Below are 223 nucleotides of genomic sequence, written 5' to 3'. Positions count from 1 at the left end.
GTGATACGCTTATCAGCCTGCAGCGCCGCCTGTTCAGCACGAGCAGCCAGTTCGATGGCTTCATCAGGGGAAACTTCCGCCGGGTGGAACAGGTCCAGATCGGGCGCCTCAAAGGCCAGCAAGTCTTTATCTGCCACGCCTGCGCACGGATCCGGCGAAGTGTAACGTGCAATGTCCAGCGCAGCCTGCACGGTGCGTGCAATTGCCTGCGGGCTTAAATCGG

At 60.5% G+C, this 223-nt stretch carries 1 pseudogene; it reads right to left on the bottom strand.

The window, feature by feature from the left end:
- Nucleotides 1-223 (bottom strand): annotated as a pseudogene (gene pmbA / locus FDX22_RS15885) (metalloprotease PmbA); the annotation flags it as partial.

Origin of the sequence: Citrobacter sp. TBCS-14 (genome assembly GCF_005280805.1) — a bacterium.
Classification (GTDB): Bacteria; Pseudomonadota; Gammaproteobacteria; order Enterobacterales; family Enterobacteriaceae; genus Citrobacter; species Citrobacter gillenii.
This window is presented reverse-complemented; position numbering and strand designations above follow the sequence as displayed.